We start from the raw sequence: 18811 nt of genomic DNA, 5'->3' as shown, positions 1-18811 counted from the left end.
CGCCGTCGCGCGCACGGAAGACGGCGCCGTGGTCAAGAGCGTGGAGGCCGCGCCGCCTGGCACGGCCGTGGACGTCGCCGTCGCGGACGGCGTGCTCGCCTGCCGGGTGGAGCAAGCCAGGCGCGTGGACACCGAAATCATCGATTGGGAGGATGCATCATGACGGAGAACACCGAACTCAGGCCCATCGAGGAGCTGACGTTTCGCGAGGCCATGGCCGAGCTGGACGGCATCGTCGGAGTGCTGGAAAGCAATTCGCTGGAGCTGGAAGACAGCCTGAGAAGCTACGAGCGCGGCGTGGCCCTGCTCGCGGCGCTGCAAGGCCGTCTGGCTGAGGCTCAGCAGAAAGTGGACGTGCTCATGGGCGAGCTCGTGGCCGACGCCGACGACGGTGCGCGCGACACCAGCTTGTCCTAGCGGGGAAAACCGGCTTTCGAGAAGGAGAAGGATATGCGCAAGGAAGACTGCCTGTTCTGCAAGATCGTGGCGGGGGAGATCCCCTCGGCGAAGGTGTACGAGGACGACCGCGTGCTCGCGTTCGAGGACGTGAACCCGCAGATGCCCGTGCACACCCTCATCGTGCCGAAGAATCACTACGACAACATCGGAGACGGCATCCCCGACGACGAGATGGGTTATCTGTTCAACACGGTGAAGAAGATCGCCGAGCTCAAGGGCATCGCCGAGAGCGGTTACCGCGTGATCGTCAACACGAACGACGATGCGCAGCAGTCCGTGCATCATATCCACGTGCACGTGCTGGGCGGCGCTCCCATGAACTCGGGCGATCCTTCGGCGAAGTAATATTCTGACCTGCGAATACGCTTCGATCGAGGTCGTCTTGCCGTTGTCCGGCAGACGGCCTCGACGCTTGTTTTCGGTGAGCGGCGCGCCGCTGGCCGATACAGGCCTCCGTTTGCCCGCGGAGCTTTCCGCCGCCACCTTAGAATATATGCTTTAGGAATACCGAAGGAGGCAGGTCGTTGAACGTACTAGTCATCAATGCGGGGTCATCTTCCTTGAAGTACCAGCTGGTCAACGTGGAGCAGCAGGAGCTGCTTGCGAAGGGCATCTGCGAGCGGGTAGGTTCGGCCGAGGCGTTCCATAAGCACGGCCTCGATAAGAACGAAGAGGTCATCGATGCCAAGATGGCCGATCATGACGATGCGATGGCGCTCGTCCTCGAATCGCTGACGAGCGGGCCGACGAAGGCCATCGACTCGCTCGAGGAAATCGATGCGGTAGGCCATCGCATCGTGCAGGGAGGCAAGTACTTCGATCGCTCGGTGCTTATCGACGACGACGTCATCCAGAAGATCGACGAGCTGGCGGAGCTCGCGCCTCTGCACAACAAGGCGGCGCTCATGGGCATCAACGCGTGCCTCAAGCACATGCCGAGCACGCCGATGGTTGCCGTGTTCGATACGTCGTTTTTCCAGACGCTGCCGCCGAAGGCTTACATGTACCCCTTGCCCTACGAGCTGTACGAGAAGTACGCCATCCGCAAGTACGGCGCCCACGGCACCTCGCACCGCTACATCTCCGAGCGCGCGGCCGCCGTGCTGGACGAGCCGATCGAGGACCTCAAGCTCATCACGTGCCACCTGGGCAACGGTTGCTCGATATCGGCCATCGACCATGGTGTGGCGGTGGACACCTCCATGGGCCTCACGCCGCTCGACGGCCTTATGATGGGCACGCGCTGCGGGGCCATCGACCCGGCCATCGTCCCGTTCGTGATGGAGCACGAGGGCCTGACTGCGGGCGAGATGAACGACCTCATGAACAAGAAATCGGGTCTTCTGGGCATATCCGGCATCTCGAACGACCTGCGCAGCGTGAGGGATGCCTCCGAGCAGGGTCACGAGCGCGCCATGCTGGCCTACGACATGTACTCGAACTCGGTGAAGAAGTATATCGGCCAGTACATCGCCGTCATGGGCGGCGTGGATGCCATCGTGCTCACGGCCGGCGTCGGCGAGAACTGCGAGAAGATGCGCCGCATGATCTTCGCGGGCTTGCAGCCTCTCGGCATGATCCTCGACGAGGAGAAGAACCGCCAACGCGGCTTCGAGCGCGAGATATCCACCGAGAGCTCTCCGGTGAAGATCATCATCATCCCCACGAACGAGGAGTACATGATCGCTCGCGACACTTACGAGATTCTCCATGAGAAAGTGGACGTCCCGCTGGTGTAAACGCACGAAGCTGTAAACGACGAGGCCCCCGCAGTTCAACGCGGGGGCCTCGTCGTTTGGCAAGCAGGCGGCGTCCGCCTTACTCCGCCTGCTTCGCTTGAGCCTGCACGCAGGTGATGGCGATGACGCCGACGATGTCGTCGGCGGTGCAGCCGCGGGAAAGGTCGTTCACGGGGGCGGCGATGCCTTGGGTGATCGGACCGTAGGCTTCGGCCTTCGCCAGGCGCTGCACCAGCTTGTAGCCGATGTTGCCGGCATCGAGGTCGGGGAATATCAGCACGTTGGCCTTGCCTGCGACGGGGGAGTCGGGAGCCTTCGAGGAGCCCACGGACTCGACGATGGCCGCGTCCAGCTGCAGCTCGCCGTCGAGCGCGAGACCGGGCGCCAGCTCCTTCGCGATGGCCGTTGCTTCGACCACTTTGGCCGCGTCGTCGTTCTTGGCCGAGCCGTAGGTCGAATGCGACAGCAGCGCCACGGCGGGCTCGGTGCCCATGAGCGTCTTCCACGACTTCGCGGAGTTCACGGCGATGTGCGCGAGCTTTTCGGCATCGGGCTGCACTTCCAGGCCGCAGTCCGAGAACAGGAACGTCCCCTCTTGGCCCAGGTCGCAGTCGGGCACCACCATGACGAAGAACGAGCTGACCAGCTTCACGCCCGGCGCGGTCTTGAGGATCTGCAGGCAGGGGCGCAGCACGTCGCCCGTGGCATGGCATGCGCCGGCCACCATGCCGTCGGCGCCGCCGGTCTTCACCATCATCACGCCGAAGTACAGCACGTCGTCCATGAGGCCCATCGCCTGCTCGGGCGTCATCCCCTTGGCCTTGCGCAGCTCGTAGAGCGCCTCGGCGAACCCTTCGCGCAGCTCGGACGTGCGCGGGTCGATGATGCGCGCACCGCTGAGCTTGTAGGGGCTGGCCGCGATGGCGTGGGCGTCGCCGAGGATGACGAGGTCGGCGATGTCGTCGGCCAAGATGCGCTCGGCCGCCGCCAGGGTGCGCTCGTCGTCGCCTTCGGGCAGCACGATCGTCTGGCGATCCGCTTTGGCGCGGGCGAGCATCGTTTCCAGGAATGAACTCATGGCAGGCCTTTCGATTCGCGCGACGCCCTCTTCGCATGCTGCAGCGGCGGGTCGTCGCTCGCTTCCATTTTATCCGCTTTGTATGATAATCCACGCAACCCGGAGCCTTCCCGGTAAAATAGCGTTCGGCATCTATGGCGCGGCAAATACCGCGCTTTATTTCTAGGATATCGCGACCGCGCGGTTCGTGCGGGTCAATACGGACAAGGAAGGTTCCCCATGGGTGTGCGTTACTGCGATTTGCATGACATCGATCGAGGCGATTTCGACGCCGTGGTGGTGGGCAGCGGGTTCGCCGGCAGCGTCATGGCGCGCGAGCTGGCAGAGCGCGGCGGCAAGCGTGTTCTCGTGATCGAGAAGAAGCCCCATATCGCCGGCAACATGTACGACGAGGCCGACGAGGCGGGCATCCTCGTGCACCGCTATGGGCCGCACATCTTCCACACCAACGACAAGCGCGCGTTCGACTACGTCCGCCGCTTCACCGAGTGGCGCGACTACCAGCACGAGGTGCTGGCCGACTGGTACGGCACGTACATGCCGGTGCCGTTCAACAAGAACTCGATGGAGATCGCCTTCGGCGAGGAGCGCGCCTCGCAGCTCATCGAGAAGCTCATCGCCACGTTCGGCGACGAGCGCAAGGTGACCATCACCGAGCTGCGGAGCGTCGACGACCCCGATCTCACCGAGGTGGCGGACTTCATCTACAAGAACGTGTTCCTCTACTACACGCAGAAGCAGTGGGGGCTCACGCCGGAGGAGGTGGATCCGTCGGTGACGGCGCGCGTGCCCGTGTTCCTGTCGCGCGACAACCGCTACTTCCAAGACGCCTACCAGGGCATGCCGCTCGAGGGCTACACCCCGCTGTTCGAGCGCATGCTCGACCACGAGCGCATCATGGTGTGCCTGGAAACCGAAGCCGAGAACGTGTTCGAACTGGAGTTCGAGAGCAACGACGAGAACGCGCCTCTGTCCGCCATTCTCATCAAGGGCGCGCCGTTCGAGGGGCCCATCGTCTACACCGGGCCGCTCGACGAGCTGTTCCTGTCGCGTTTCGGCCGACTGCCGTACCGCAGCCTCGATTTCGTGTACGAGACGCACGACGTCGAGCACGTGCTGCCTTGCGGAACGGTGAACTTCACGGTGACCGAGGATTACACGCGCATCACCGAGTTCAAGTACCTCACCGGCCAGGTAAGCGACAAGACCACCATCATGAAGGAGTACAGCCACTCCTACGACGATCCGAAGAAGCAGATCCCGTACTACGCCATCATCAACGACGAGAACGCCGCGCACTACGAGCGCTACCGCGCGCTCACCACGTCGCTTCCGAACTTCCATCCGCTGGGCCGTCTGGCCGAGTACCGCTACTACAACATGGACGTCATCATCGGCCGTGCGCTGGCGCTCGCCGACGAGCTGGTGGGGTAGCGGCATGAAGACCATCTCCTTCGCCGTGCCGTGCTACAACTCGGCCGCCTACATGGATACCTGCATCGAGTCGATTTTGAAATGCGGGGACGACATCGAGATACTCATCGTCGATGACGGATCCACGAAGGACGACACGGCCGCCAAGGCCGATGCGTGGCAGGAGCGTCACCCCGGTTTGATCCGCGCCATCCATAAGGAAAACGGCGGTCATGGATCGGCGGTGAACATGGGATTGGCGAACGCGACGGGCCGCTACTTCAAGGTGGTGGACTCCGATGACTGGCTCGACGAGCACGCCATGGCCGAGATCATGGTTTACCTGCGCCGTCAGGCCGAACTGCCGCATCCAACCGATCTCGTCATCGGCAACTACGTGTACGAGAAGGTTCACGAGGGCGCGCGCACGGTCATGCACTACCGTAACGTGTTTCCCGAGGGGCGCGAGTTCGGCTGGGCCGACGTGGGCCATTTCGGGCAAAGCCAGTATCTGCTCATGCACTCGGTGATCTATCGTACCGATCTTTTGCGGGACATCGATCTCAAGCTGCCCGAGCATTGCTTCTACGTGGACAACATCTTCGTGTACGTTCCTCTTCCGCATGTGAAGACCATCTACTACCGTGACGTGGACATGTACCGCTACTTCATCGGGCGCGAAGATCAGAGCGTGAACGAGAACGTCATGATGGGTCGCATCGACCAGCAGCTGCGCGTGACGCGCGAGATGATCGATGCCGTGCGCCTGCCCGACGATGTGCCCGAGAAGCGCCTGGAGCGCTACATGGAGAACTACCTGTCCATGATGATGTGCATCTGCTCCATCTTCCTGCGCATGATCGACACCGACGAGGCAGAGGACAAGCGCGAGGCCATCTGGGAGTACCTCAAAGCGCACAATCCGGACGCCTACCGTCCCATCCGGCGCAGCACGCTCAACATGGGCACGAACCTGCCCACCTCGTTCGGTCGCCGCATCGGCATCACCGGCTACCGTATGGCTCAGAAGATCTTCAAGTTCAACTAGCGTGCATGCGGAACGGCGAGTCCGTTAGCGGAAGCTGTCGCCCGAAACGGACAGAATCGCCGCTCAAACCGTCCGTTTCGGGCGACAGTGTTCGTCTTGCGAACTGCGCGGCTCAAGCCGTCAGGTTGTTTGTTTTCTGGGAAGATGGAACGAAGTTGCATGGATGCGGATGGCGGTGGTGCGCGATGAAAGCCAACGATGTCGAAATGGCCCAGCTTTTCCTTCGGGCGGAGCGCATGCGGATGTGCGCGATTTCGTCCTGCGAGCGGACGCGCAAGATTCTGCGGCGGCATGTGGAGCGAGGTGAGGTCGTACGGCCTGCTCGGGGCATGTATGCCAGAGCCGCTTATTGGAGCGGGCTTTCGAAGCCCGAGAAAATGCTTCATGTGATGCGCACTGCACAGAGCATTCATCCCGATTGGGTTTTCTGTCACGAATCAGCTGCCGTTGCGTTCGGTCTGCCGGTATCGTACGAGAGGCTGGGCGCAATCCACGTTGCGACGACCCGATCGAACCGCAATGCGAATTCGAAGACCGTTCGGTGGCACGTTGTCGCCGAAGACGAATCCGTCATTGTGCAGGGACTCCGTGTGACGTCGCTGCAGAGGACCGTCTTCGATTGCATGCGCATGGTGGATTTCGGGCAGGCCCTGGCCGTTGCGGATTTCGCGCTACGCCTCGGTGGGGGCAGGGCAAGCGCGTTCGTTTCCCATGTTAGGCGCATCGGCGGCAATCTCGAAGGAGCGGCACATGCCATGCGGACGATGCACTACGCTGATGCCCGTAGCGAAAGCGGTGGCGAATCCATCGCGCGCGCCGCGATGATCCAGCATGGCTTCGCGCTTCCCGAGCTTCAGGTGGCTTTGCCTCGGCCGCTCGATCGACGGCGTTCGTATCGCGTCGACTTCCTCTGGACGCGGCTGGACGGCAGCAGGGTTATCGGCGAGTTCGATGGGATGCAGAAGTACGAGGACGCGGCGCTGCGCGGCGGCCGGACACCGATGCGCGTCCTTGCCGACGAACAGCACCGAGAGGCTCAGCTCACCCTTTACGGCATGCCGATCATGCGGTTCTCGAGCAAAGACGTGGCGAACACGGGTCGCTTCGTCAAGCTCCTCGATCAGTATGGAATTCCTCGGGACGATGAAACGGCTCGTGTCGTTCGGCGCCTGTCGCGCTCTCGCTCGACTTCGGCGCACGTGTTCGCCGTATGCGCCTTGCACGACGAGCCATTCTTCGCCTGATTGGGGAAGCTGTCGCCCGAAACGGACGGAATCGCCGCTCAAACCGTCCGTTTCGGGCGACGCGGCCGCGATCACGCCGCGTTTACGCTCCCAGGCCCGTCGCCACGGCGGCGAGCGCCACCAGGACGCCTACGATGGATTCGCCGCCCAGCAGGCCGGACGACACCACGAGGCCCGTTTCGCCCTGGGCCTTCTCCTTCTCCGCGGCCGCCTCGGGCGAGAGCCCCTTGCGGCGCAGCTTGCACACGGCGTCGTAGGCGACTTTGGCCATGGCTCCCAGAAACGCGGTCAGCGACATGTAGAAGGGCAGGTAGATGCCCAGCCCCAGCATCATGGCGGGGAAGTTCAGCAGGTAGAGGACGAATCCCGCCGCAAGCCCGATGGCGAACGCCGGCACCGAGGGGATGCCCGACACCATGGTGGCCACGACGGACGCCTGCGCGGACACGAACGACGCCGTGGGGCCGAACGACTCGGGGCCGTACGCGCTCACGAGGATCGCCATGACGGCGACGGCCACCAAGGCGCCCAGCACGGCGCCGATGGCCTGGCCGATCCACTGCGCCTTGGGGCTGGTGCCCAGCACGTGGCCGGCGTGGAAGTCGTTCATCACGTCGCCGGCCAGCCCGCACGCCACGGCCACGATGCCCGCGACGAAGAAAAGCTGCACCTGCGGCACGCTGGATACGGCCGCCACGGCCAAAAGCACGATGAGGCCGAATATCTCCATGGGGTCGATGCCCGTCTGGCCGACGCTCTGCGCGCTCATGGCCGTGGCGACGAAGGCGAGCAGCACCACGATGACGGCCGGGACGGGGCCCAGCTGCAGGCCGAAGCAGACGATGAGCGCGACGGCGGCCACGGCGAGCGCGGCCAGCCCGGCGGTGAGGCGGAAGCTGCCGATGCGCAGCCGTCCGTCCTTAGCGCCGCTTGCGGGCGCATCCATGGTGCTTGCGGCGGTGAGGCCGAACGCGTTCGAGCTGCGGGCGTCGCGCAGCATGCGCCAGGCCTTGGGCAGGATGTTCTTGAAGATGACGCCCAGGCCCGCGCCCATCATGACGCCCATACCGAGGCTGGACACGATGCCCTGCGCGGACGCCACGTCCCAGAGTCCCGCGGCCGAGCCGCCCACGATGATGCCGAAGTTCGCCAGCAGCGCTCCGACGAACCACACGACGACGGCGCCCGTGCCCACGAGGAAGCCCACGGCCAGAAGCATCGGCGACAGGTAGATGCCGAACGCAACGCCGGGGACCGCGGCGTTGCCGAAGAGCATCGCGGGGATCACGCCGAAGAAATCGCGCAACGCCGTGAACGCGCCCGCGAAGCCCATGGAGCCGAACAGCTTCCAGCCGGTCTTGCCGCCGGAATCGCCCGCGATGAGCGTCTGGGCGGCCGCTTCGCCGATGGGGTACTCCAGCTCGGAGTCCTCGATGAAGTGGCGGCGCAGAAGCGCGGTGCAGACGAGGCCCATGATGACGCCCGAGACGGCTACGAGGAGCATCTCGAACCAGCCCACCTCGTCGGCGTAGCCCAGCATCCAGATGCCGGGGATGGTGAAGGCCAGGCCGCCCGCCACCATGGCGCCGGCGCTCATCACGGTGTGCGTGACGTTCGCCTCGTTGAGGCTGGCCTTGCCGTGCCCGAGGGCCTTGAGGAAGAACAGCGAGATGATGGCCGCGAACACGATGGGCCAAGGAAGCGCCCCCATCTTGAGGGCCGTGTACACCGATGCCGCGGTGATGATGGCGCAACCGACGCAGCCTATGACGATGCCGCGCAGCGTCAGCTGCCCTTTGACAGAATCCATTCTCTTCTCCTTTGCGTATATCCGCTTCCCCTCACGTTTTAGGAAGTCGGGTTACTGAACGGACGGGTACAGTATACTGGATACTGTACGAAAAGGGCGAGCGGCATCGCTAAATTCGCATGATTGTTGCAATTCGGGAAGGGCGGGAGGCTATGGGCAACGGAAGGGACGCATCGCGCACGGTGCTATGCGTGGACGTGGGGAACTCGGATACGAACCTGGGCCTCTTCGTCGACGGCGAGCTGGAAGCCACCTGGAAGGTGACCACGACGGAGCGCATGACGGCCGACGAGGCGCGCATGCGGATGGCGGGGCTGTTCGACATGCTGGAGCGCGACGGCCGTCGTGCGATCTGCGACGATGCCGTCATCGCGTCGGTGGTGCCGGGGCTCACGGATGCATGGGTGACCGCGACGCGCGCGCTTACCGGCCGACGCCCCCTCGTGGTGGGACCCGGCGTGAAGACGGGCGTGAAGATGCGCTACAACGACCCCGGCGAGCTGGGAGCCGACCGGGTAGCCGACCTCGTTGCCGCCCGCACGGCCTATACGGCGCCCTTCATCGTGGTGGATCTGGGCACGACGACGAACTTTGAGGTGGTTGACGAGGGCGGCTCGTTCGTGGGCGGCATCATCGCGCCCGGCGTGAAGCTGTCGGCGAAGGCGCTGTCGGATGCCGCCGCGCAGCTGGCGATGGTCGATCTCAAGGCTCCGGCATCGGTGGTGGGCAAGAACACGCGCGAGGCCATGCAAGCGGGCGTCGTGATGGGGGAGGTCGCGCTCATCGACGGCCTCATCGACATGGTATGGCGCGAACTGGGCTACGAGACCGACGTCATCGCCACGGGCTCGGATGCCGCTGCCATCGCCGCGCTGTCGCAGCGCGTCGCCCGTACCGACGAGCATCTCACCCTGCGGGGCCTGAGCATGCTGCACACGTTGAACCGTCGCTAAAAATTAACCAAGGTTTACAATTTAATCCAGTTCGCGTACAATTCCCACCTTGTTAGACAGAGGTAACTATTTGCCGGCGCAGGGCGTCGGCGCTGGGAAGGATGCGCATGACAAACGAGAGAGACCGGCGCGCGGCCAGGTGCCTTCGCGCCCTGTGGGCGGTCGGGGGCTTCGCCTGCTTCGGGCTTGGGGCGCTGGGGGCGGTGCTTCCCGTTCTGCCGACGGTGCCGTTCCTGCTGGGAGCCGCGTACTGCTTCGCGCGCAGCTCGGAGCGCCTCGACGCATGGTTCCATGGAACGAAGCTGTACCGCACCGTGCTGGAAGGCTTCGCGAAGAAGCGCGCGATGACCGTGAAGGCGAAGCTCATGCTGCTGGGGCCTGTCACGCTCGTGTTGGGCGCCTCGCTCCTTCTGATGGCGAACGTGCCGGTGGGACGCGCCGTCGTTGCTGCCGTATGGGTGGCGCATGTCGTGTATTTCGGCTTCATCGTGAAGACGGATCGCGGCTCTGCGACCGAGCGCGGCTCCGAACGCGTTGTCGAGCGGACGGAGGGCTAGGCATGTTCAGCAAACGGCTGGCGGGCATGGTGCCCGAAGCGCGCAAGTACGTAGCGGCAAGCGTCGCGCTCCAGTGGGTCGCGCTCGCGGCGAACATAGCGCTCATGCTGCTCATGGGGGCGTTCGTGCAGTCCCTCGTCGAGGGTGGGGACGTCGCCGCGTCGCGGGCGAACCTCGTGATGGCCGCTGCGGCGGCTATCGTCGTGCGCGTTTGTTGTTTGACGCTCTCGCAGCGCATGGGCCAGGCGGCGGCTGCGGCCGCGAAGCGCACCGTGCGCAAGCTCGTATACGACAAGCTCGTGCGCCTCGGTCCGTCGTACTCCGAGCGCGTGTCCACGAGCGAGGCCGTGCAGGTGAGCGTCGAGGGCACCGAGCAGCTGGAGAGCTACTTCGGTTCGTACCTGCCCCAGCTGTTCTATTCGGTCTTGGCGCCGCTCACCCTGTTCGCCTGTCTCGCGCCGCTGTGCTTTCCGGCTGCCGTGGCGCTTTTGGCCTGCGTGCCGCTCATACCCGCGTCCATCGTCGCCGTGCAGAAGATCGCGAAGCGCGCGATGGGCTCGTACTGGGACGCCTACGCCGACTTGGGCGCGACGTTCCTCGAGAACCTGCAGGGCCTCACGACGCTCAAGATCTACCGCGTCGACGCCGATCGCCACGAGGCGATGAACCGCGAGGCCGAGACGTTCCGCCAGGCCACGATGCGGCTTTTACGCATGCAGCTGAACTCCGTGACGGTGATGGACGTGTTCGCCTACGGCGGGGCGGCGGTGGGCATCGTCATGGCGCTGTGGCAGTTCTCGCTCGGGCAGGCGCCGTTTTTCGCGGCTTTCGCCGTGATATTCCTGGCGGCCGAGTTCTTCATCCCGCTGCGTACGCTGGGGTCGTTCTTCCACACGGCCATGAACGGCATGGCGGCGGCCGACAAGATGTTCGCGATTCTCGATGCGCCGGAACCCAAGCGCGGCTCGCGCGTCATCGAGGCCGATCGCATCTCCTTTGCATGCCGCGGCGTGGGGTATTCCTACGATGGCGAGCGCACCGTGCTTTCCGACGTGGATTTCGATGCGGCCGCCGGATCGTTCACGGGCATCGTCGGCGAGAGCGGTTCGGGAAAGTCGACGTTGGCGGGCATCCTGTCGGGACGCAACGCCGGATTCGCGGGGTCGGTCGAAGTGGGCGGCGTGCCGATCCAGGAGGCGTCGCGCGCCTCGCTTGCGAGCACCGTCACGGTCGTTCCGTTCTCGAGTTACCTGTTCAAGGGGAGCGTGCGCTCGAACCTGCTGCTAGCCGACCCCCAGGCGAGCGACGAGGAGCTGTGGGAGGCGCTTCGTCGCTGCCGCGCAGAAGGGTTCGTGGAGCAGGCGGGCGGGCTCGATGCAGCGATAGCGGAGGAAGGCGGAAACCTTTCGGGTGGTCAGCGGCAGCGACTCGCGCTGGCTCGCGCCTTGCTCCGAGATACGCCTGCGTACGTGTTCGACGAGGCCACGTCGAACGTCGATGCGGAGAGCGAGCGAGCCATCGTCGAGGTCGTCCATGAGCTGGCGCGCACGAAGACCGTCGTCGTGATCTCGCATCGCCTGGCGGCCGTGGTCGGCGCCGACCGCATCTACGTGTTGGAAGACGGCCGTGTGGCAGAAGCCGGGACGCACGGCGAATTGCTGGAGCACGGCGGCCCGTATGCGCGCCTATGGAGCCGGCAAGCCGAGCTCGAGCGCTTCTCTGCGGCGGTCGAAGCGGACGATCCCGAGGATCGGCTGACGGAGGCGCCGTCTGCGGTTTCCGGAGGATCCGCGCGCGCCGCGGCCGAGCCTGCGCGCTGCCCCGACTGCCCTGCGCATGGGCGAAGAGGGGAAGAGCCTGCGCCCGTCGAGCCGACGCGCCGATTGCACTTGTCGGTGATGCTGCGGCTGGTGGGGCTCGTGCGCCCTCTGGCTCCCTGGATGGCGTTGGCCGTCGTGCTGGGAGTGCTGGGCTTCGGGGCGGCCATCTTCCTCACGGTGTTCGGGGTCTACGCGCTCGTCGACCTGGCGGGCTTTCCGCAGACTGTCGGCTACGGCGCCGCGCTGGCGCTCGTGGCCGTCTGCGGCGTCGCGCGCGGGCCTCTGCGCTACGGCGAGCAGCTGTGCAACCATTATCTCGCGTTCAAGCTGTTGGCGCTCGTGCGCGACCGCGTGTTCGCCGCGCTGCGCCGCTTGGCTCCGGCGAAGCTGGAAGGCCGCGACAAAGGCGACCTTGTTTCGCTTGTGACCGGCGATATCGAATTGCTGGAAGTGTTCTATGCTCACACGTTGTCCCCGGCGATCATCGCGTTCGTCGTGTCTGCGGGCATGACGGCGTTCGTCGCGACGATATCTCCGGCGCTGGGGTTGCTGGCTCTTGCATCCTACCTGCTGGTGGGCGTAGCGGTGCCGTACGCCTCCTCGAAGGCCAGCGGCATGGGCGGGCGCGAGCTGCGGGAGGGGCTGGGCGGTATGAACGCGTTCGTGCTTGACAGCTTGCGAGGCTTGCGCGAGACGCTGCAATTCGGCCGAGCGGCCGAACGTTCGCGCGAGCTGGACGAACGCATGGACGAGCTTGCCCGCGCGGAAGCGCGCCTCAAGGGGCGCGGCGCTCTGGCGATGTCGTTGACGAACGGGCTGGTGCTGGCGCTCGACGTTGCGATGGTGCTGGCGTCGGGGACGCTGTGCTTGTCCGGTGCCATCGCGCCCGACGGAGCTCTTGTGGCCACGGCCGCCCTCATGTCGTCGTTCGGCCCGGTCATCGCCGTGGCGAATCTCGGCTCCACGCTGCAGCAGACGCTTGCGTCCGGGGGGCGCGTGCTTGAGCTGCTTGACGAGCGCCCGCAGACCGAGGAGGTCGACGACGGTGTGGATCTGGGGACGTTCTCGGGCGCCGCGGTGCGTCGCGTCGACTTCTCCTATGGAGGGCATCCCGTGCTCGACGACGTGAGCCTGCACATCGAACCGGGCAGCATGGTGCACCTGGCCGGGCGCAGCGGTTCGGGCAAGTCGACGCTGTGCAAGCTGCTCATGCGCTTTTGGGATGCCACGCGCGGCGTGGTGGAGGTGTCGGGCACGGATGTGCGCCGTGCGAACACGGCCAGCTTGCGCGAAACGCAGGGCTACATGACGCAGGAAACGCATCTGTTCGCCGGCACCATAGGCGAGAACATCCTCCTTGCGAAGCCGAGCGCCTCGCCCGAAGAGCTGGCCGAAGCATGCCGCAAGGCGGCGTTGAGCGGTTTGATCGAACGTCTGCCGCGCGGGCTGGACACGCCGGTGGGCGAGCTGGGGGAGACGCTCTCGGGAGGCGAGCGGCAGCGCATAGGCCTTGCACGCGTGTTCCTGCACGACGCGCCGTTCGTGCTGTTGGACGAGCCCACGTCGAACCTCGACAGCCTGAACGAGGCCGCCGTGCTCCGCGCGCTCTCCGAGGGCCGCGGCGACAAGACCGTCGTGCTGGTGAGCCATCGCGCCTCGACCGCCGCGATAGCCGACGTGGAATACACGGTGGATCGAGGACGGTTAGGTTAAGGGTCGAGCGCCGTTCGGGCTACTCCCATCCGCCTTCGCGCAGCGTGTTCCCATCCAAGTCCTTCAGGGTGAACGTGCCGTGTTCGTACACGGCGTAGCTGGGGGAGCCGTCCTTCGGGATGGAGGTGCTTCCCGGGTTGACGAACAGCACGCCGTCGCGCTCGTCGAGCGTCTTCGCATGGGTATGGCCTGACAAGAAGGCGCTGCCGGGAGCGAGCGTAGGCGGGTCGTCGGGGGACTTGCCCGGCAGGTGGCCGTGGGAGAGGTACAGGACGTGCCCGTCGGCCTCGACGAGGGCGTAGTCGGCCATGCACGGGAAGTCGAGCACCATCTGGTCAACTTCGGCATCGCAGTTGCCGCGCACGGCAACGATGCGCTTCGCCAGGCCGTTGAGCAGCGCGATCGCCTCTTTCGGCGCGTAGCCTTCCGGCAGGTCGTTGCGCGGGCCGTGGTACAGCAGGTCGCCCAGCAAGACGATGCGGTCGGGCGCTTCGGCTTCGATGCGGTCGACGAGCGCGCGCACGGCGGGCGCCGCGCCGTGCAGGTCGGATGCGATGAGCAGCTTCACAGGCGTTTCCTTTCCTCGGTGGGCCCTCAGCCTAAATCGGAGCAGTAGCCGCGCGTGATGATGCGCTTCTTGCTTCTCGGGAACAGATGGGCGTAGAGCGCCATGAAGTAGCTGTCGGTCATCGAGGCCATGTAGTCGACGACCACCTGGTTCGGATCCGATGCCAGGTACTCGTCGATCTCCACGGTGCGAGACTTGGCGGCGAGGGAGGCGGCATGGTGCTTGAACACCGGCGAGCCCTCGTCGCCTGCGAGAAGATCCTCCAAGAGGCGCTCGTACAGCTCCTCGAACATCTCTTCCACGATGTTGCCTGCGCCGTTCACCATGCCTTCGCGCTCGTATATGAGCTCGTAGTTCTGGCGTTTGGCACGCTTGAGGTCGGCGAACGCCTCCTCGCTGAGCGCGATGCGGTCGGTGCCGTAGCTCGTGTTCACGAGGTCGACGGTGAGGTTGTTGATGATGCGTGCGTTGTCGCGGCCGATGACCTCGCTGTCGAAGACGTCGAGCGAGTCGATCACGCCCATGTCGAGCGCGTCGGCGCGGTCCTTGCCCACGTAGGCGATCATGTCGCTGACGCGCACGACGCAGCCCTCCAGCGTGGAGGGGCGCAGCGTCTTGATGGTCCGCTCGTCGGCGTTGCAGGCCTCCACCAGCGCGTCGAGCGCGGCGAAGTCGGCCGTGTCGCCCATGCGCAGCACCTGCTGGGCGAACTCGCCGTTGTGGCACAGCACGCCGTCGAGGGTCTGCAGGCTGACGTTGCGGCGGTACAGCTGGTCGAGCACGCGCACCGAGTGCACGTTGTGGTTGAAGTAGCGCCCGGTGCGCGCGTGGTAGCAGGCGCTGAGGTAGCGCTCGCCGGCGTGGCCGAAGGGCGTGTGCCCTACGTCGTGGCCCAGTGCGATGGCCTCGATGAGCTCGCAGTTCAGCCCCAGCAGCGATCCGATGCCGCGGGCCACGCGGCTGACCAACTGCACGTGCAGCCCGCGGCGACAGATGTCGTCGTTCTCCACGAACGAGAACACCTGTGTCTTGTCGGCGTAACGGTTGTACGCCGGCACGTTGAGGATCTTCTCGATGTCGCGCGCGAACGCGGGGCGCGTGAGCGTGGCGTTGTCGTGAGGGTTCCGTTCGCGGCGCACGACGTTCGCGTCGTCGAAGCGATGCGGGTGCGCGCGCCCGGCGGCGCGGTCGGCGCGGATGGCGGCCTCGATGTCGGGGTTGAGTGAGAGATAGGGGATGTTCGTGCGTTCCATGGGCGTCCTCTGCTGATGCAGCCCGCCGCGCGGCGGCGGGCGTCGCGGGTATCGAGGACATTGTAGCGCATGGAGCCGCGTACGGCGAAGAGGCCGGCGAGCGAGCGCATGCGCCGGCTCCAAGCGGTTGCAGTCCGCTTACGCACGCTTTTGACAAGCAAAACCGCCTTTCATACGTACGAAAGCTTGACAAAAGCGTGCATTAACGAAGCGGGTCAGTGCTGATGGTAACGAAGCGCCTAGTACCGGTACAGCGCGGCGATGCCGGAGTCGCCGGGAATCTTCTCGGCGGGAAGCTCGAACACGTCGGCGTCCTGGGCAAGGGCCGCGCGGACGAAGCCGTCGGCCAGCTCGGGGCCCTGGAAGCGGCCGTGCGGCTCTCGCTCGAACAGGAAGACCTCGCCCGTCTGCTCGTCGAAGCCGCCGGGGATGTAGGCGCCTTCGGCCAGGAACAGGGCGCGCACCTTGCGCTCCACGAGAGCGAGCCCGATGGCTTTCAGGTCCGATGACGCGCCGCCGTGCGCCTCGGCATCGCCGAACTTCTCCAGCAGCTCGGTCGCACGCGCCTCGCGCACATGCTCGATGACGGCTTTCGCATCGGACAAGAGCTCGGGGGCCTCGATGCCGCCGATGTCCTTCTCGATGCCCTCGTCCAGCAGATGGGGGATGGTGGAGATGCGGCGGAAGGCGCTTTGGTGCTCGGGCAGGCTCACGAGGATCACCGGCAGGTCGGTGCCGGCCACGAGGTAGTCGGTCACCGCCTTGTTCACGTACTGGAAGAACTTTCCGGCCTCCTCCTTCCTCACGTCGTTGCGCGACTTCCAGCCGTGGTAGGGCGGCATATGGTTCTCGAGCGACGAGTAGTCCAGCGCACCCTCGTGCCCGTCGTACACGAGCGGGAACTCCTCGCTGAACGCGTCGAGCACGTCGCGGGGCAGCTCCACGCGCTCGAGCGAGCCGAAGTCGCCGTGGACGAACGCGAAGCGGTCGGCCGAAAGCCCCAGTAGGAAGTAGTGCGATCCGAACTGGAAGTTCTTCAGCAGCGGCTTGACGTAGAACCGCTCGCCCACGAACGCGAGCGGGCCCGCCTCGTAGCCAAGCCGGTAGATGTAGGTTCGGTCGTTGCCTGCGAGCACGGCGAGGCTTCCGCCGGGCGCGGGGCTCATCAGATCGTCGAAGTGCTCGGCTGCGTAGGCGAGCCGCTCGTCGACGCCTTTGTATTCGCGGCGCTCGCGCTCCTGGGCGAGCTTCGCGCGCGCCTGCTCCACGAGGGCCTCGAACTCGATGCGGTCGCTCTCGTCGCCGGGAGCACTGCCGTGCGTGGGCAGGTAGAGCGATACGAGGGGCGGCTCGACCTGCTCGTAGAGCGCAGAATCGAAGTCCGCCAAAATCGTGATGTCGTCGTTCATGGCAAACCTCTCTTTTCGGGCGATCGTTCGGAATGCCGGCGAAGCGCGACCGGCCGATCAAGCATAGCAGCGGTCCCGCCGGCGTCCGATACCGCTGCGGTTTTGTCAGGATTCGGTTGGCATCCTGCTGATTGCCCTGCGCCTTCCCGCCGCGGCGCCGCGAGCGCGCGCTTGCGCTATACTGGACAGCGACGAACACGGAAAGGGAGTGCATGCAGAACAGGCAGTGGATATTCGCGGTTATCGGGGGCTTGAGCTTCGTCCTCATGACGGGCAGCCTCGTGCTCGCGTACGCGAACGCGGGCGAGGAGGGCGTCGGCATCGCCGAGCTGGGGCCGTCGCTGGCGTTGGCATTCGTGTTCCTCGTGAACGTGGTGCTGGCGAAGCAGAACAGACGCAGGTAGGGGTCGCGATGGCGGGCGGCATCAGCGAAGAGGACATCCAGAAGGTGCGCGAGGCCAACGACCTCGTCGAGGTTATCGGAGAGCGGACGCCGGTGAAGCAGCGCGGGCGCGATTTCTGGTGCTGCTGCCCGCTGCACAACGAGAAGACCCCGTCGTTCAAGATCGATCCGGCCTTGCAGCTATGGCACTGCTTCGGCTGCGGCGAGGGCGGCGACGTGTTCGGCTTCATCATGAAGACCGAGGACCTGTCGTTTCCCGAAGCCGTGCGCCGGTTGGCCGAGCGCGCGCACATCGACATCGCCGAGAGCGGCGGGCGCAAGAGCATCGGCAGCAGCCGCAAGGCCCGCCTCAAGGCCGTCTGCGACGAGACCTCGCAGTTCTACCATTGCCAGCTCATGCGCAACCCCGGCTCCGACGCGTCGGCGGCGCGCAGCTACCTGGGCGCGCGCGGCCTGGGGGGCGAGGTGCCGAAGACCTGGCAGCTCGGTTTTGCGCCGGGGCACGGGCAGCTGGTGCGCCACCTGTCTGCGAAGGGCTTCAAGCCCGACGAGATGGTGCAGGCGAACGTGGCGCTGTCGAACGACGGGGGCAAGCTGCGCGACCGCTTCTACAACCGCATCATGTTCCCCATCAACGATCCGCAGGGCGAGTGCATCGCCTTCGGCGGACGCGTGGTGGGCAAGGGCGAGCCGAAGTACCTGAACTCGCAGGAGACTCCGCTGTTCCACAAGTCGCAGGTGCTCTACGGTATGGACAAGGCGAAAGCGGCCATGGCCTCGACCGGCATAGCCGTGGTGGTGGAGGGCTACACCGACGTCATCGCGCTGCACGAGGCGGGCGTGAGGAATGCGGTGGCCACGCTGGGCACCGCGCTCACCATGCGCCATATCCGCTTGCTGTCGCGCCACGCGCAGCATCGCATCGTATACCTATTCGACGGCGACGAGGCAGGCCAGCGCGCCGCCGACCGGGCGCTCGCGTTCATCGACGACTCCATGACGCCCGAGGCGGGCAAGAGCCGCATCGAGCTGGCTGCCGTCACGCTGCCGGACAACCTCGACCCGGCCGACTTCGTGGCCCAGCGCGGTGCCGAGGAGCTGCAGAAGCTCATCGCGAACGCCCAGCCGCTGCTGAAGTACGGCATCGAGCGCCGCCTTGCGCGCCATGACCTCAGCCGCGCCGAGGGCCGCGCCGCCGCCCTTGCCGACGCGCTGCAGGTGCTGGCCCCCATCAAGGACTCCATGCTCGCGCGCGATTACGCCGTGCAGATAGCCACGAGCGTGCGCGCCCGCGAGCAGGACGTGATCGACCAGCTGGAGCATTTGAAGGCTCCGAAGGCCGAA

The 18811-nt window shown here is 65.5% G+C and carries 16 protein-coding genes; 11 read left to right on the top strand and 5 right to left on the bottom strand.

Going from position 1 to position 18811, the window contains the following annotated elements; genetic code table 11:
• Positions 1 to 159 precede the first annotated feature (159 nt).
• From xseB to HMPREF1023_RS14245, 3 genes are all read left to right on the top strand, one after another.
• On the top strand, positions 160 to 417 hold the full coding sequence (gene xseB, locus HMPREF1023_RS14255) for an exodeoxyribonuclease VII small subunit (RefSeq protein WP_009307149.1): 258 nt from the start codon (positions 160 to 162) through the stop codon (positions 415 to 417).
• A gap of 33 nt (positions 418 to 450) precedes the next feature.
• Positions 451 to 804, top strand: a complete 354-nt coding sequence (locus tag HMPREF1023_RS14250; RefSeq protein WP_009307148.1) for a histidine triad nucleotide-binding protein — start codon at positions 451 to 453, stop codon at positions 802 to 804.
• A 179-nt stretch (positions 805 to 983) separates the two neighbouring features.
• On the top strand, positions 984 to 2198 hold the full coding sequence (locus tag HMPREF1023_RS14245; protein WP_009307147.1) for an acetate/propionate family kinase: 1215 nt from the start codon (positions 984 to 986) through the stop codon (positions 2196 to 2198).
• 79 nt (positions 2199 to 2277) lie between these two features.
• Here the strand turns inward: HMPREF1023_RS14245 and pta are convergent, their stop codons facing one another.
• A complete protein-coding gene (pta, locus tag HMPREF1023_RS14240; protein ID WP_009307146.1) occupies positions 2278 to 3276 on the bottom strand; it encodes a phosphate acetyltransferase in 999 nt (332 codons plus the stop codon).
• A 219-nt stretch (positions 3277 to 3495) separates the two neighbouring features.
• Between pta and glf the strand changes: the two genes are divergently transcribed.
• From glf to HMPREF1023_RS14225, 3 genes are all read left to right on the top strand, one after another.
• Positions 3496 to 4710, top strand: a complete 1215-nt coding sequence (glf, locus tag HMPREF1023_RS14235; protein WP_009307145.1) for a UDP-galactopyranose mutase — start codon at positions 3496 to 3498, stop codon at positions 4708 to 4710.
• A 4-nt stretch (positions 4711 to 4714) separates the two neighbouring features.
• Positions 4715 to 5737, top strand: a complete 1023-nt coding sequence (locus HMPREF1023_RS14230; protein ID WP_009307144.1) for a glycosyltransferase family 2 protein — start codon at positions 4715 to 4717, stop codon at positions 5735 to 5737.
• Between the two features lie 185 nt (positions 5738 to 5922).
• On the top strand, positions 5923 to 6981 hold the full coding sequence (locus tag HMPREF1023_RS14225; protein WP_009307143.1) for a hypothetical protein: 1059 nt from the start codon (positions 5923 to 5925) through the stop codon (positions 6979 to 6981).
• A gap of 82 nt (positions 6982 to 7063) precedes the next feature.
• Here HMPREF1023_RS14225 and HMPREF1023_RS14220 read toward each other — a convergent pair whose 3' ends face one another.
• Complete coding sequence (locus HMPREF1023_RS14220; RefSeq protein ID WP_009307142.1) at positions 7064 to 8791, bottom strand: OPT/YSL family transporter; 1728 nt, start codon at positions 8789 to 8791, stop codon at positions 7064 to 7066.
• Between the two features lie 152 nt (positions 8792 to 8943).
• On the opposite strand from HMPREF1023_RS14220, the gene HMPREF1023_RS14215 reads away from it, so the two are divergent.
• The 3 genes from HMPREF1023_RS14215 to cydC all read left to right on the top strand — a co-directional run bounded on the left by HMPREF1023_RS14215 (position 8944) and on the right by cydC (position 13834).
• A complete protein-coding gene (locus HMPREF1023_RS14215; RefSeq protein ID WP_009307141.1) occupies positions 8944 to 9744 on the top strand; it encodes a type III pantothenate kinase in 801 nt (266 codons plus the stop codon).
• A 107-nt stretch (positions 9745 to 9851) separates the two neighbouring features.
• The gene (locus HMPREF1023_RS14210) at positions 9852 to 10301 is read left to right on the top strand and encodes a YbaN family protein (protein ID WP_009307140.1); all 450 of its coding nucleotides are present in this window, start codon (positions 9852 to 9854) and stop codon (positions 10299 to 10301) included.
• 2 nt (positions 10302 to 10303) lie between these two features.
• On the top strand, positions 10304 to 13834 hold the full coding sequence (gene cydC / locus HMPREF1023_RS14205; protein ID WP_009307139.1) for a thiol reductant ABC exporter subunit CydC: 3531 nt from the start codon (positions 10304 to 10306) through the stop codon (positions 13832 to 13834).
• A gap of 19 nt (positions 13835 to 13853) precedes the next feature.
• On the opposite strand, the gene yfcE is transcribed toward cydC, so the two are convergent.
• From yfcE to HMPREF1023_RS14190, 3 genes are all read right to left on the bottom strand, one after another.
• Positions 13854 to 14402 (bottom strand): phosphodiesterase, encoded by a 549-nt coding sequence (gene yfcE, locus HMPREF1023_RS14200; protein WP_009307138.1) that lies wholly within the window; start codon positions 14400 to 14402, stop codon positions 13854 to 13856.
• Positions 14403 to 14428: 26 nt separating this feature from the next.
• A complete protein-coding gene (locus HMPREF1023_RS14195) occupies positions 14429 to 15655 on the bottom strand; it encodes a deoxyguanosinetriphosphate triphosphohydrolase family protein (RefSeq protein WP_009307137.1) in 1227 nt (408 codons plus the stop codon).
• A 239-nt stretch (positions 15656 to 15894) separates the two neighbouring features.
• On the bottom strand, positions 15895 to 17064 hold the full coding sequence (locus tag HMPREF1023_RS14190) for a hypothetical protein (protein ID WP_009307136.1): 1170 nt from the start codon (positions 17062 to 17064) through the stop codon (positions 15895 to 15897).
• 212 nt (positions 17065 to 17276) lie between these two features.
• On the opposite strand from HMPREF1023_RS14190, the gene HMPREF1023_RS14185 reads away from it, so the two are divergent.
• Both HMPREF1023_RS14185 and dnaG read left to right on the top strand, forming a co-directional pair.
• On the top strand, positions 17277 to 17468 hold the full coding sequence (locus HMPREF1023_RS14185) for a hypothetical protein (protein WP_009608583.1): 192 nt from the start codon (positions 17277 to 17279) through the stop codon (positions 17466 to 17468).
• Between the two features lie 8 nt (positions 17469 to 17476).
• Positions 17477 to 18811 (top strand): DNA primase (gene dnaG / locus HMPREF1023_RS14180; RefSeq protein WP_050784841.1); only part of this gene is annotated, 1335 nt, incomplete at its 3' end.

It is taken from the genome of Eggerthella sp. 1_3_56FAA, from assembly GCF_000185625.1.
GTDB classification, from domain to species: domain Bacteria; phylum Actinomycetota; class Coriobacteriia; order Coriobacteriales; family Eggerthellaceae; genus Eggerthella; species Eggerthella lenta.
Note: the sequence above shows the minus strand (reverse complement) of the source record. Positions and strands in the feature narration are given on the sequence as shown.

Bases quoted from the DNA above. Each gene is read 5' to 3' on its own strand.
- xseB (WP_009307149.1), top strand. From the start codon at position 160: ATGACGGAGAACACCGAACTCAGGCCCATCGAGGAGCTGACGTTTCGC.
- HMPREF1023_RS14250 (WP_009307148.1), top strand. From the start codon at position 451: ATGCGCAAGGAAGACTGCCTGTTCTGCAAGATCGTGGCGGGGGAGATC.
- pta (WP_009307146.1), bottom strand. From the start codon at position 3,276: ATGAGTTCATTCCTGGAAACGATGCTCGCCCGCGCCAAAGCGGATCGC.
- glf (WP_009307145.1), top strand. From the start codon at position 3,496: ATGGGTGTGCGTTACTGCGATTTGCATGACATCGATCGAGGCGATTTC.
- HMPREF1023_RS14230 (WP_009307144.1), top strand. From the start codon at position 4,715: ATGAAGACCATCTCCTTCGCCGTGCCGTGCTACAACTCGGCCGCCTAC.
- HMPREF1023_RS14225 (WP_009307143.1), top strand. From the start codon at position 5,923: ATGAAAGCCAACGATGTCGAAATGGCCCAGCTTTTCCTTCGGGCGGAG.
- HMPREF1023_RS14220 (WP_009307142.1), bottom strand. From the start codon at position 8,791: ATGGATTCTGTCAAAGGGCAGCTGACGCTGCGCGGCATCGTCATAGGC.
- HMPREF1023_RS14215 (WP_009307141.1), top strand. From the start codon at position 8,944: ATGGGCAACGGAAGGGACGCATCGCGCACGGTGCTATGCGTGGACGTG.
- HMPREF1023_RS14210 (WP_009307140.1), top strand. From the start codon at position 9,852: ATGACAAACGAGAGAGACCGGCGCGCGGCCAGGTGCCTTCGCGCCCTG.
- cydC (WP_009307139.1), top strand. From the start codon at position 10,304: ATGTTCAGCAAACGGCTGGCGGGCATGGTGCCCGAAGCGCGCAAGTAC.
- HMPREF1023_RS14195 (WP_009307137.1), bottom strand. From the start codon at position 15,655: ATGGAACGCACGAACATCCCCTATCTCTCACTCAACCCCGACATCGAG.
- HMPREF1023_RS14190 (WP_009307136.1), bottom strand. From the start codon at position 17,064: ATGAACGACGACATCACGATTTTGGCGGACTTCGATTCTGCGCTCTAC.
- HMPREF1023_RS14185 (WP_009608583.1), top strand. From the start codon at position 17,277: ATGCAGAACAGGCAGTGGATATTCGCGGTTATCGGGGGCTTGAGCTTC.